Genomic DNA, 12,775 nt, shown 5'->3' with positions numbered 1-12,775 from the left:
CAGTTGCAGTTTTCCTGTAGCAGCTGCCGAAAGCAGCTGCTACGCAATACGGCCCTTGCTCATTCAGCCGCCATACAGAATTTTCACCAGCTGTGAGTGATCCTGCGGGTATGATCTTGAGCACTATGCTGTTGCTCTTTGGTTACTCAAATTCACTCACATCGGACGTCATGCCTCTATGAGCTCGCTGCCTTTCCTGCCGTTTTCCAAACCCACCATTGATGAAGCCACCATTGCTGCCGTGGGCGACGTGTTGCGCTCGGGCTGGATCACCAGCGGGCCCAAGGTGCAGGCATTCGAAGCACAATTGTCCGAGTATTTTGGCGGGCGCCCGGTGCGCACTTTCAACTCCGGCACTTGCACCATGGAAATCGCTCTGCGCATTGCCGGAATCGGTGCTGGCGATGAAGTCATCACCACGCCTATTTCATGGGTCGCTACTGCCAATGTGATTATCGAAGTCGGTGCCACGCCGGTGTTTGCCGATATCGACCCGGTAACCCGCAATATCGATCTTAACAAGCTCGAAGCAGCCATTACCCCACGCACCAAGGCCATCATTCCGGTGTACCTGTCGGGCCTGCCAGTGGACATGGACGCGCTCTACGCAATTGCCAAAAAACATAACCTGCGCGTGGTTGAAGATGCGGCCCAGGCCCTGGGCTCCAGCTGGCAAGGTGAGTGCATTGGCGCACGCGGCGATTTCGTTTCTTTCAGTTTTCAGGCCAACAAGAACATCACCTCATCCGAAGGTGGTTGCCTGGTACTGAACAATGAAGAAGAAGCGCGGCTGGCCGAAAAATACCGCCTGCAAGGCGTTACCCGTACCGGTTTCGACGGCCTGGATGTCGACGTGCTGGGTGGCAAGTTCAATATGACCGACATTGCGGCTGCGATTGGTCTGGGCCAGTTCGCCCATATCGAAACCATCACCGCCCATCGTCGGGCGCTGGCCAAGCATTACTTTGAGTGCTTCGGGTCGGATTTTGAAGCGGAATACGGCGCGCAACTGCCGGTGGCGGATTTCAACAACACCAACTGGCATCTGTTCCAGCTCGTGCTGCCTGAGCGCAAGGATGGTCAACCGGCGCGGGCGACCTTTATGAAAGAAATGCAGGCATTGGGCGTGGGCATCGGTTACCACTACCCGCCAATTCACTTGCTCAGCCTGTACCGCGCGCAGGGCTTTAAAGAAGGGATGTTCCCGGTGGCCGAACGTGTCGGGCGCCTGATCGTATCATTGCCGATGTTTACGGCGATGACCAAGGCCGATGTAGAGCGTTCGGTGGCAGCGGTGAAAGCAGTTCTGCATAACGCCTGACCTCCCTGTGGGAGCGAGCCTGCTCGCGAAGCTTGTTCGCGAGCAGGCTCGCTCCCACAGTTGAGAATCTTTTGCTCGTTACTCGCCGATGGCAGCCTTGTAGCCGGCAGCGTCCAGCAGTTTTTCCAGCTCGGCGGTGTTGCTTGGCTTGAGCTTGAAAATCCAGCTGGTGTACGGCTCGCTGTTCAGCGACTCAGGGCTGTCAGCCAGCGCTTCATTGACGGCAATCACTTCGCCCGACACCGGCGAGTAGATGTCGGAAGCGGCTTTTACCGACTCCACAACACCCGCGGTATCGCCAGCAGCGAATACTTTGCCAACTTCAGCCAGCTCAACAAACACCACATCCCCCAAGGCTTCCTGAGCGTGATCGCTGATGCCTACGGTAACCGTGCCATCTGCTTCCAGACGGGCCCACTCGTGACTTTCAGCAAAGCGCAACTCGGCAGGGATCAGGCTCATATTCAGTGTCCTCAAGTATAAATGTCAGCGGCATGCACTCTGTGCACGCCCGCCAGTAAACGTTAGATCAAGGCTTTGCCAAGACGAACAAAAGTCGGTTTGACTACGCGAACCGGGTACCACTTGCCACGAATCTCAACCTCGGCACGGTCAGCCGTTGCCATCGGAACTCGCGCCAGAGCGATCGATTTGCTTAGCGTGGGAGAGAAACTACCACTGGTGATCTCTCCTTCGCCAACATTGGCGATGCGAACCACCTGATGGGCGCGCAAAACACCCCGCTCTTCAAGCACCAAACCCACCAGTTTGAGCTGCACGCCACCGGCCTTTTCGGCCTCCAGCGCTTCGCGCCCCACGAACTTGCGTGAAGCAGGCTCCCAGGCAATGGTCCAGGCCATATTGGCGCAAAGGGGGGACACCGACAGGTGGATATCCTGCCCGTAGAGGTTCATGCCGGCTTCCAGGCGCAAGGTGTCGCGGGCGCCAAGGCCGATCGGTGAAATACCGGCGCCGACCAGATCGTTGAAAAAAGCCGGGGCCTGATCGGCCGGAAGCACGATTTCAAGGCCGTCTTCGCCGGTGTAGCCGGTGCGGGCAATAAACCAGTCGCCACAGCTCTGCCCTTCAAAGGGCTTGAGCTGCTGGATCAGTTGGGCACGGGCCTGGCTCACCAGTTCGGCGACCTTATGTCGCGCCTGTGGCCCCTGAATGGCCAGCAGGGCCAACTCTGGACGCTCCTGCAGTTGCACGTCATAGCCCTTAAGCTGAGCCTGCATCCAGGCCAGATCCTGATCGCGAGTGGCGGCGTTGACGATAAGCCGATAACCGCCAGGCATCAGGTAGACGATCATGTCGTCGACCACGCCGCCCTGCTCGTTGAGCATGGCGCTGTACAAGGCGCGACCGGGGGTGTTCAGTCGTTCGACATCGTTGGCCAGCAAATACTGCAACCATTGCTTGGCCTGAAGCCCGGTGATGTCGATCACGGTCATATGCGAGACATCAAAAACCCCACAGTCGCGGCGCACCTCATGGTGCTCCTCAACCTGCGAGCCGTAATGCAAAGGCATATCCCAACCGCCAAAATCGACCATCTTCGCGCCTAGGGCGAGATGCAGGTCATACAGAGGCGTACGCTGTCCCATGGGTTTCTCCTTCCGGGCTTGGCGAAGGTGCGGACAGGCTGCGGAGCATTTCAAGCCAAACAAGCGGCTTTTTTACATCACGCAGAAACCTGGCCTGACAGACAGACCGCACCGAATGCCGCGCATTGTAGCCGCATGCAGGAGGACTGACACCTAACCGATGCGATGGGCCGAGCGTCGAATCAAACCGATGACCGGTAACAAACCGACCAGTACCAGGGTCAAGGCCGGCAGCGAAGCCCGCGCCCACTCACCCTCGCTGGTCATCTCGAAGATGCGTACGGCCAGCGTATCCCAGCCAAACGGGCGCATCAGCAAGGTCGCCGGCATCTCCTTGAGCACATCAACAAACACCAGCAGCGCAGCGCTCAAGGTGCCCGGCAGCAGTAATGGCAGATACACCTTGAAAAACAGTCGCGGGCCACTGACGCCCAAACTGCGGGCGGCTTCGGGCAAAGACGGACGAATCCGCGCCAGGCTGTTTTCCAGCGGCCCATAGGCCACGGCAATAAATCGCACCAGATACGCCAGCAACAGGGCCGACAGGCTGCCCAGCAGCAACGGTTTGCCCGCACCGCCCAGCCACCCCGAAACAGGGATCACCAGTTCGCGGTCCAGATAACTGAACGCCAGCATGATCGACACCGCCAGCACCGAACCCGGCAAGGCATAGCCCAGGTTCGCCAGGCTGACCCCGGCACGGATAGCCGGGGTTGGCGCCTGGCGTCGGGCAAAGGCCAGCACCAGCGCCACGCTGACGGTAATCAGCGCCGCCATTGCCCCCAGATACAGGGTATGCACGATCAAACCGACATAACGCTCGTCCAGATCAAAGCGCCCGCGCTGCCAGAACCACACCACCAGTTGCAACATCGGGATCACGAATGCACAGGCAAACACCAGCAGACACCAGCCACTGGCCAGCCATGCCTTGGGCCCGCTCAGGTGGTAAAGGGCAGTGACCCGTGGTCGCTCGTTGCTGGCACGGCTGGCCCCCCTGGCGCGGCGCTCGCCGTAGAGCACCAGCATGACCACCAGCAACAGCAAACTGGCCAGTTGTGCTGCCGTCGACAGACTGAAAAAACCGTACCAGGTCTTGTAAATAGCCGTGGTGAAGGTGTCGAAGTTGAACACCGACACAGCACCGAAATCAGCCAGGGTTTCCATCAAGGCCAGCGCTACGCCGGCACCAATTGCCGGGCGCGCCATCGGCAATGCCACGCGCCAGAATGCCTGCCACGGGCTTTGCCCCAGCACCCGTGCCGCTTCCATCAGGCCTTTGCCCTGGGCCAGAAACGCCGTGCGCGCCAGCAGGTAGACATAGGGGTAGAACACCAGAATCAGCACGGTGATCACCCCCCCGGTTGAGCGCACCCGAGGCAGCCGCAAGCCCATGCCGAACCACTCGCGCAGCAGGGTCTGTATGGGCCCGGCGAAGTCCAGCAAGCCCACAAACACAAACGCCAGCACATAGGCGGGAATCGCAAACGGCAGCATCAACGCCCAGTCCAGCCAGCGCCTGCCAGGGAACTCACAGAGGCTGGTCAACCAGGCCAGGCTTACGCCCAACAGCGTGACGCCGATGCCCACACCGACGATCAGTGTAAGGGTGTTGCCCAGCAGGCGCGGCATCTGCGTGTCCCACAAGTGGCTCCAGATCTGGGCATCAATGCTTTGCCAGGACAGCAGCAACACGCTCAGCGGCAGCAGCACCAGGGCAGCAATGACAAAAACCAGCGGGTACCAGCGACGTTGGGCAGGATGGGCCACGAAAAACTCTCGGAGGTGGATGGGACGACGTGAAAACAAATGTGGGAGCGGGCTTGCTCGCGATGCAAACACCGCAGTTTCCAATGAAACCCCGGCGATGCTATCGCGAGCAAGCCCGCTCCCACAGGTATTACTTCAGATTTTGATCAGTTCCAGCCAGCACGGTCCATCATGCGGATCGCTTCAGCCTGGCGCTTGCCTGCCACTTCAACCGGCAGTGCATCGGCCTTGAAGCTACCCCAGCTCGCCACTTCCGCCGAAGGTGGAACGCTTGGGTTGGCCGGAAATTCCTGGTTTACGCCAGCGAAAATCGATTGGGCTTCAGGGGTGGTCATCCACTCCACCAATGCCTTGGCCGCTTCAGGATGCGGCGCGTACTTGGTCAGGCCAATACCCGACAAGTTGACGTGAACGCCACGATCCGCCTGGTTGGGCCAGAACAGCTTCACCGCCAGATCGGGCTTCTGCTTGTGCAGGCGACCGTAGTAGTAAGTGTTGACGATGCCCACGTCACATTGCCCGGCGTTGATGGCTTCAAGCACGGCGATGTCATCCGAGAACACGTCTGTGGACAGGTTGTTGACCCAGCCCTTGAGGATTTCTTCGGTTTTATCGGCGCCATTCACTTCGATCATGGTGGCGGTCAGCGACTGGTTGTAAACCTTCTTGGCAGTGCGCAGACACAAGCGACCTTCCCAGTTCTTGTCGGCCAAAGCCTCATAGGTCGACAGTTCTTCTGGTTTAACCCGGTCCGTCGAATAGGCGATAGTCCGTGCGCGCAGGCTCAGACCAGTCCACTCGTGAGAAGAAGAGCGATATTGCGGCGGGATATTTTTGTCGATCACCTCGGAGGTGAACGGTTGCAGGATGCCCATTTGCTCAGCTTGCCAAAGGTTACCGGCATCCACGGTTAGCAACAGATCGGCTGTGGCGTTTTGCCCCTCGGCCTTGATGCGCTGCATCAGCGGCGCTTCCTTGTCGGTGATGAACTTGACCTTGACCCCGGTTTTCGCGGTGTAGGCATCAAATACCGGTTTGATCAGTTCGTCGATACGCGAGGAGTAAACCACCACCTCATCGGCAGCAGAAACACCGCTCGCAAAAACGGTCAGGGCCAGGGCAGTCAGTAGACGCTTGCGTGCCAACATGAGGGGCGGTCTCTCTTAATGCGAATCGGGCGTAAATGGTAGTGAATCACATTTGCCATCTCAACCTAACTCGCCCCGGAGGAGTTACCAGATGTTACGGCCTGGCCAGCGGCGGCAGGTCGCCACTCAGGCCCAGTGCCTGACGCACAAACAAGGCCTTGGCCTCGGGCATTTTATCCACCCATTTCAAACCGGTGTTGCGCAACAGGCGGGCGGTCAGGGAGTCGGCCTGGAACAAGCGTTCAAAGCCCTCCATCGCCGCCATCAGCGCCAGGTTGTGGGGCATGCGCCGCCGCTCGAAACGGCTCAGCACACGCACATCCGCCAAACGTTCGCCACGGTCCACAGCGTGCATCAGCACATCGGCCAGCACCGCTGCATCCAGGAAGCCCAGGTTCACGCCCTGCCCGGCCAGCGGGTGGATGGTGTGCGCCGCATCACCGATCAACGCCAGGCCTTCGGCGACATAGCGTTTGGCATGGCGCTGGCGCAGTGGCACGCATACCCGTGGATCGGCACTCAGCACACTGCCAAGACGACCTTCAAAAGCCAGCTCCAGCTCACGACTGAACGCTGCGTCATCCAGCGTCATCAGGTAATGGGCTTGTTCGGGGGTGGTCGACCATACGATCGAGCACCACTCCTGCTGACCGTCACGCTCGAGCGGCAAGAATGCCAGCGGCCCTTGGTCGGTAAAACGCTGCCAGGCGGTCTGCTGGTGCGGTTCTGCACACCGTACGCTGGTGACGATAGCGTGGTGCTGGTAATCCCACTCACGGGTTTCACAGCCGGTGAGGCGACGTACGGCCGAGTTGGCGCCATCAGCGGCAATCACCAGCGGCGCCCGCAAGGTGCGGCCATCGGCCAGGGTCAGCAGCCAGTCGTCGCCGGAACGGCGCATCTGCTCCAGGCGTGAATTGGCCAGCATTTCAATACAACTGCCCTGCAGGCACTCCAGCAGTGCGTCCTGCACCACACGGTTCTCGACGATATGGCCCAGCACGTCCGCATGCACGCTGGCTGCCGAAAAGTGGATCTGCCCGGTGCCGCTGCCATCCCACACGTGCATATGCGAGTACGGGCTGGCACGGCGGTGGATGATGCCGTCCCAGGCGCCCAGACGCTGCAAAATGCGCTGGCTGGCCGCCGACAGGGCACTGACCCGAGGCTCGAACGGCGCTTCGCTGGCAAACGGCTTGACGCTCAGCGGGCCACCGTCGAGCAGCAGGATTTTCAGCCCGCTGTCCTTGAGCGCCAGCGCCAGTGCGCTTCCGACCATTCCGGCCCCAACAATCAGCAGATCTGCGCGCATTTCCATGCTTTAAGCCTGTCTCGCTAGCGGCGTACGCCGCACCTGAAAAAATGGATCGACACGGGGCAAGCTCGCCCCGGTCGTCATCAACTGTCTGCGCGGGTGCCCAGGCCCATTGCCTGACGGGCAAACCAGCGCTTGGCCGGTGGCAACAGGTCAAGGCCTAGAAGGCCCAGGTTGCGACCAAAGGACACCAGTGGCTGCTCACTGCCAAACACCCGCGTCACCTTGTCGGAGAAGCCGATGGTCAGTTGCTGGTCGAGTTGCTGCGCCTGTTGATAACTCAGCAGGGTGGCGAAATCCCCGGGTTGCTTGTCACTGCCCAACAAGGCATCGGCCAGCGCCCGGGCATCGCGCAGGGACAGGTTGAAACCCTGTCCGGCAATCGGGTGCAGGCTGTGGGCCGCATTGCCCAGCACCGCCAGATGAGGACGTACCTGCTCCTGCGCTTCAATCAGCGTCAAAGGATACAGGTGCCGCGCGCCCACTCGTTTGAGGGTGCCCAGACGATAGCCAAATACGCCCTGCAACTCGCTGAGAAAGCTGCGCTCATCCAGGGCTGCCAGACGCTGCGCGTCCATCCCCAAACGCGTCCACACCAGCGCGCAGCGGTTGTCAGGCAATGGCAGCAGAGCCATCGGGCCTTCTTCTGTAAAACGTTCGAACGCCATGCCAGCATGGGGCTGGCTCGGCGTGATATTGGCTATCAGCGCGCTCTGGTTGTAGGGCTGCTGACGCACATGGATGCCCAGTTTCTCGCGCAAGCCCGAACGCCCGCCATCAGCCAGGACGGCGAGATCGCAGTCCAGCGTGGTTTCGTCGTTGAGGGTCAGGCGATAGCCATCATCCAGCGGTTGCATGTGGATAACTTCAGCCGGGCAACGCCAGCTGATCACGTCCGGGTCCAGGCTTTTCCACAGGCACTGGCCCAGCCAGGCGTTTTCGACCACATACCCCAGCGCCGGAACGCCTTCTTCACTGGCCGACAAGCGAGCCGTCGAGAAGCGCCCGCGATCGGATACATGAATATCCTTGATCGGCTCACCGCGTTCAGCAATAGCCTGCCACAGGCCCAAGTGTTCATAGATCAGCCGGGCACCATAGCTGAGCGCCGAAGAGCGGGCATCGTAGCTTGGCTGATAGGCGTTGCCGGGGGCGAACGGCTCGATCAATACGATTTTCCAGCCACGGGCCCTGGCCCCGGCCTGCAACGCCAGCGCCAGGCTCGCCCCCACCAGACCGCCACCGATGATGGCCAGATTGACGCGGCTCATGCCGCGCCTGCCATCAACGCTTCGATCTCGGCGACAGTTTTTGGCACGTCGCCCGTCAGGATTTCACAGCCATGTTTGGTGACCACTACGTCGTCCTCGATTCGCACGCCGATGCCGCGCCATTTTTTCGCGACATCGAGGTTGCCGGGGCTGATATAGATACCCGGCTCGACGGTCAGGGTCATGCCCGCCTCCAGCACGCGCCACTCACCCTCGACCTTGTATTCACCCACGTCATGCACATCGAGCCCAAGCCAGTGGCCAGCACGGTGCATGTAAAACGGCTTGTAGGCCTCGCTGGCGATCAGTTCGTCAACGTCACCCTGCAATAGCCCCAACTCCACCAGCCCGGCGGTAATTACCCGGACTGTGGCTTCATGGGCCTGATTCCAGTGTTTATCAGGGGCAATTTCGGTAAATGCCGCCTCTTGTGCAGCCAGAACCAGCTCGTAGATCGCTTTCTGTTCCGCTGAAAAACGGCCGTTGACCGGGAACGTACGGCTTATATCGCTGGCGTAGCAGTCGATCTCGCAGCCAGCATCAATCAACACCAGATCGCCGCTTTTGAGCAGTGCATCATTCTCCTGGTAATGCAGGATGCAGCTGTTATCGCCAGAGGCGACGATCGAGCCATAGGCTGGCATTTTTGCCCCGCTTTTACGAAATTCGTAATCCAGCTCTGCCTCCAGGCTGTACTCATGCAAACCGGCGCGGCTGGCCTGCATTGCACGCACATGGGCGCGAGCCGAAATTTGCGCCGCATGGCGCATGACCTTGAGCTCTGCCGCCGATTTATACAGGCGCATGTCATGCAGCAGATGATCCAGAGCAACGAATTCGTTGGGCGGCTGGGCACCGAGGCTGGCCTTGGAGCGGATCGCGTTGATCCACTCCATCAGATTGCGATCGAATTCGGGATTGCCGCCCATCGCCGAATACACCCGGTCGCGGCCTTCGATCAGCCCCGGCAGGATGTCGTCGATATCGGTAATCGGGAACGCGTCGTCAGCACCGAAGACGCGAATTGCGCCTTCCTGCCCGGCCCGCAGGCCGTCCCACAATTCACGCTCGGCGTTGCGCTCGCGACAAAACAGCACGTACTCGCCATGTGCCCGGCCCGGAATCAGGACGATCACGGCCGCAGGCTCGGGAAAGCCGCTCAGGTACTGGAAATTGCTGTCCTGGCGGTAAACATGTTCGACATCGCGATTGCGAATGGCCACCGCCGCAGCGGGCAGGATCGCAATGCTGTTGGGCTCCATCTGCGCCATGAGTGCCTTGCGGCGACGTGCGTATTCCGATTTCGGGATATGGATCATGGGCAGACGGTTTCCCTCTTGTCGATCAATCAGTGCAACGAAGGCTTGGCTGGCGCGGCGTCAGCAGTTTTTTTGGTTTCGGTGAACAGCAACAGCGGCGCGACGCGCAGGTATTCCATCACTTCCATATAGTCGCTTTCGCCGTCTTCAGACTCTTCCAGGGCATCTTGCACCTGAGCGATGGCGGCCAGGTCGCGCAGCACTTCGTTGGCTTCATCGCTCAGCGAATAGGCGCGGCGGGTCAGACCGAAACCGGACAGGAAACCCTGGCACCACTGGCCCAGGGCAGCAGCGCGCTCGGTCAATGGTGCGTCGTCGGTCGGCAGCAACAGCACGACGGTCATGTCGTCACTGGTCAGCTCGCCCTTGACCATCTCTTGCAATCCGATCAAGGCATTGCGTACGTTGTCTTGTGGCTCACCAGCCAACAGTTCGGCAGCTTCGACCAGCCAGGCGTCGGCATCGAAACCGGCACCGGCACAGCTGCGACCCAGCAGGTGGCCATGCAGTTCGGCAGGCGAGACGGAGTGGCCGTTGGCGGTCAGCAGGGTTACAAAGGCTTGATACGGGGAATTCTGAATAGGCATGGTCAGCTAGGCGCCAAGCGGCGCTATGTCTAGAATGGAGGGCTTGTATCCTAGCATCGGCAGCCGTGCCAGACCATCGAGGCGTCAACTCGTTTGACAGTCACCGCCCATCAGAAAATACACAGTAGGACACAATGGAAGACACCGACCTGCATGCACTGATGGCTAGACTCGAGTTGCTGATTAGCCGAGTCGAGCAACTTAACCGTCAAAACGCACTCTTAACTGCTCAGGAAAAGACTTGGCGCGAGGAACGCGCGCACCTCATTGAAAAAAACGAAATCGCCAGAAACAAGGTGGAATCGATGATTTCGCGCCTCAAAGCCCTGGAGCAAGACTCATGAGTTCAAGCAGTAGCGTCACCGTGCACATCCTCGATAAAGAGTATTCGATCATGTGCCCCCAGGAAGAACGCAGCAACCTGGTGAGCGCCGCCCGCTACCTGGACGGCAAAATGCGCGAAATTCGCAGCAGCGGCAAAGTCATTGGCGCCGACCGTATCGCCGTAATGGCTGCACTGAATATTACCCATGATCTGCTGCACAAGCAGGAAGTCGCCGAAGTTCAGACCAGCAGCACTACCCGAGAACAGGTACGCGACCTGCTCGATCGCGTTGATCTGGTGCTGGCCACTGATCCGAACGAACGCCAAAGCTGATTCAAATCGTTACTTTGGGGTATACTCGCGCCACTCCCTGGAGTATTCGCCAGTTAGCGATGTCCCTGAGCCGATTCGCACTACCCTGGAGCTTGCACGTTGGGCCGGTGTGCATGTCCGCTAGACGGAAAGCCTTAAGGTCTACTGCAACTTCCACCTTGAACTTTCGGGTTCAAGGGCCAAGCCGACAGCGGTACGTCGGGGAGCCTGATTTCCTAGCGCAATGCCAGCCAACTGCTGGCATTGGCTTGCACGAGCCACCACCCGGTGTCTCGATCCTGAACAGCACGCCATATGAACGAACCTGCGCCGCCTTCCCGCCCGCAACTTCGCCGAATCCTGCGCAAAGCCCGCCGCGACCTGTCGCCCTGCGAGCAACGCCAGGCAGCCCGTGGCCTGTACCGGCAACTGGCGCAACACCCGCTGTTTCGCCGCGCCAAACACATTTCGCTGTACCTGCCCACTGACGGTGAAATCGATCCGCGCCTGCTGCTGCGCGAAGCTCAGCGTCGGGGCAAAATCACCTACCTGCCGGTTCTCAGTGCCTGGCCGAAAACTAAAATGGTCTTTCAGCGGGTCGCCCCCGGCGAAAAGCTGATCCCCAACCGTTTCCGCATTCTTGAACCCCGCATCAACCGCGCACGCCAACGCAAGGTCTGGGCGCTGGACCTGGTGCTACTACCACTGGTGGGGTTTGATGCGACGGGGGGACGGCTGGGCATGGGCGGCGGTTTTTATGACCGCAGCCTGGCCTATCAGGCAAGACGCCAAAGCTGGCGCAAGCCGACACTGTTGGGGCTGGCCCACGAATGTCAGAAAGTGGCGTGCCTGGACCAGGCCAGTTGGGATGTCCCTTTGCAGGGCACGGTCTCGGACAGGCAGTGGTACGTCGCCCACTGACAATCAAGGCATCACTGACAAAGCGATGCCCAGGAATCAGTTTTTAGCGTTTGAAGGGTTGTACTTGCTGTTGCGCCAGCTCAATCGGCGCGTCTGTCGAATTTGACCAGAGACTTTGCGCGTAGCCTGTTGTAACCACACCCAAACCGAACAAAATAACCAGCATCCACAGTAAATCCGGTTTGCGTTTCATCGATTGCCCTCCTTCAGGCAAATCAACACGATGACAGCAACGGTTTTTGTTATAGGCCGTGCAGCAGCGTCAAGCTTAAAAGGCGGGCATTTTGCGGCAACACGCACACGCAAGCAAACGCTGACGTCAACCGACTGTCGGTTTAGCAAAATGTTGCCGGACAAAATAATCACAGCATGTTTCTGGAGTATAGAAGATGGCTTATTGGCTGATGAAATCCGAGCCTGACGAATTTTCGATCAAGGATTTGCAAAAGCTCGGCGAAGCTCGCTGGGACGGTGTGCGCAACTATCAGGCGCGCAATTTCATGCGAGCCATGGCGGTGGGTGACCTGTTCTTTTTCTACCACTCCAGTTGCCCCGAGCCAGGGATTGCCGGAGTAGGCCGAATCGTCCAGGCCGCTTATCCGGACCCGACGGCCCTGGACCCTGAAAGTCATTACTTCGACCCCAAGGCCAGCGTCGAGAAAAACCCGTGGAGCGCACTGCAGGTCGCCCATGAGCAGACCTTTCCCCGGGTGATCAAACTCGACTACCTCAAACAGCAAAGCGCTCTGGCCGAAATGCCGCTGGTGCAAAAAGGCAGCCGCCTTTCAGTGATGCCAGTGACGGGCGAGCAATGGGCTGTGGTGATGGGGTTGCTGTAAAGCGAATCGCTGTGGGAGAGGGCTTGGTGTGGGAGCGGGC

At 59.5% G+C, this 12,775-nt stretch carries 14 protein-coding genes and 1 other RNA gene; 6 read left to right on the top strand and 9 right to left on the bottom strand.

Annotation, left to right across the window (positions count from 1 at the left end):
• Positions 1–178: 178 nt before the first annotated feature.
• Positions 179–1,321 (top strand): DegT/DnrJ/EryC1/StrS aminotransferase family protein, encoded by a 1,143-nt coding sequence (locus GHO42_RS01555; protein WP_153327167.1) that lies wholly within the window; start codon positions 179–181, stop codon positions 1,319–1,321.
• Positions 1,322–1,399: 78 nt separating this feature from the next.
• Here GHO42_RS01555 and gcvH read toward each other — a convergent pair whose 3' ends face one another.
• The 8 genes from gcvH to GHO42_RS01515 all read right to left on the bottom strand — a co-directional run bounded on the left by gcvH (position 1,400) and on the right by GHO42_RS01515 (position 10,338).
• On the bottom strand, positions 1,400–1,783 hold the full coding sequence (gene gcvH / locus GHO42_RS01550; RefSeq protein ID WP_095000723.1) for a glycine cleavage system protein GcvH: 384 nt from the start codon (positions 1,781–1,783) through the stop codon (positions 1,400–1,402).
• Between the two features lie 62 nt (positions 1,784–1,845).
• The gene (gcvT, locus tag GHO42_RS01545; RefSeq protein ID WP_095000722.1) at positions 1,846–2,928 is read right to left on the bottom strand and encodes a glycine cleavage system aminomethyltransferase GcvT; all 1,083 of its coding nucleotides are present in this window, start codon (positions 2,926–2,928) and stop codon (positions 1,846–1,848) included.
• Positions 2,929–3,081: 153 nt separating this feature from the next.
• A complete protein-coding gene (locus tag GHO42_RS01540) occupies positions 3,082–4,698 on the bottom strand; it encodes an iron ABC transporter permease (protein ID WP_095000721.1) in 1,617 nt (538 codons plus the stop codon).
• A gap of 146 nt (positions 4,699–4,844) precedes the next feature.
• Entirely contained in the window at positions 4,845–5,846 is a 1,002-nt protein-coding gene (locus tag GHO42_RS01535; RefSeq protein WP_095024220.1) for an extracellular solute-binding protein, read from the bottom strand.
• 94 nt (positions 5,847–5,940) lie between these two features.
• Positions 5,941–7,158, bottom strand: coding sequence for a 2-octaprenyl-3-methyl-6-methoxy-1,4-benzoquinol hydroxylase (locus GHO42_RS01530; protein WP_178114875.1), 1,218 nt, complete (start codon positions 7,156–7,158; stop codon positions 5,941–5,943).
• An 86-nt stretch (positions 7,159–7,244) separates the two neighbouring features.
• Complete coding sequence (gene ubiH / locus GHO42_RS01525) at positions 7,245–8,432, bottom strand: 2-octaprenyl-6-methoxyphenyl hydroxylase (RefSeq protein WP_133143920.1); 1,188 nt, start codon at positions 8,430–8,432, stop codon at positions 7,245–7,247.
• The gene (gene pepP / locus GHO42_RS01520; RefSeq protein WP_153327173.1) at positions 8,429–9,751 is read right to left on the bottom strand and encodes a Xaa-Pro aminopeptidase; all 1,323 of its coding nucleotides are present in this window, start codon (positions 9,749–9,751) and stop codon (positions 8,429–8,431) included. The genes ubiH and pepP overlap by 4 nt, the downstream gene beginning before the upstream one ends.
• Positions 9,752–9,780: 29 nt before the next feature.
• A complete protein-coding gene (locus GHO42_RS01515; RefSeq protein WP_095017790.1) occupies positions 9,781–10,338 on the bottom strand; it encodes a YecA family protein in 558 nt (185 codons plus the stop codon).
• Between the two features lie 134 nt (positions 10,339–10,472).
• On the opposite strand from GHO42_RS01515, the gene GHO42_RS01510 reads away from it, so the two are divergent.
• The 4 genes from GHO42_RS01510 (at position 10,473) to GHO42_RS01495 (ending at position 11,896) form a co-directional block, all read left to right on the top strand.
• Entirely contained in the window at positions 10,473–10,682 is a 210-nt protein-coding gene (locus GHO42_RS01510) for a TIGR02449 family protein (protein ID WP_095000715.1), read from the top strand.
• Positions 10,679–10,996: a cell division protein ZapA gene (locus GHO42_RS01505; protein ID WP_095000714.1), complete on the top strand. Its 318-nt coding sequence runs from the start codon at positions 10,679–10,681 to the stop codon at positions 10,994–10,996. The genes GHO42_RS01510 and GHO42_RS01505 overlap by 4 nt, the downstream gene beginning before the upstream one ends.
• A 31-nt stretch (positions 10,997–11,027) precedes the next feature.
• Positions 11,028–11,205: non-coding RNA, 6S RNA (gene ssrS / locus GHO42_RS01500), on the top strand.
• An 85-nt stretch (positions 11,206–11,290) separates the two neighbouring features.
• Positions 11,291–11,896, top strand: a complete 606-nt coding sequence (locus GHO42_RS01495; RefSeq protein WP_095017791.1) for a 5-formyltetrahydrofolate cyclo-ligase — start codon at positions 11,291–11,293, stop codon at positions 11,894–11,896.
• Positions 11,897–11,939: 43 nt separating this feature from the next.
• Here the strand turns inward: GHO42_RS01495 and GHO42_RS25630 are convergent, their stop codons facing one another.
• Positions 11,940–12,089 (bottom strand): hypothetical protein, encoded by a 150-nt coding sequence (locus GHO42_RS25630; RefSeq protein ID WP_095000712.1) that lies wholly within the window; start codon positions 12,087–12,089, stop codon positions 11,940–11,942.
• 196 nt (positions 12,090–12,285) lie between these two features.
• On the opposite strand from GHO42_RS25630, the gene GHO42_RS01490 reads away from it, so the two are divergent.
• Positions 12,286–12,735, top strand: coding sequence for an EVE domain-containing protein (locus tag GHO42_RS01490; RefSeq protein WP_095000711.1), 450 nt, complete (start codon positions 12,286–12,288; stop codon positions 12,733–12,735).
• Positions 12,736–12,775 lie beyond the last annotated feature (40 nt).

Origin of the sequence: Pseudomonas sp. FSL R10-0056 (genome assembly GCF_009600105.1) — a bacterium.
Lineage (GTDB): Bacteria > Pseudomonadota > Gammaproteobacteria > Pseudomonadales > Pseudomonadaceae > Aquipseudomonas > Aquipseudomonas bubulae.
This window is presented reverse-complemented; position numbering and strand designations above follow the sequence as displayed.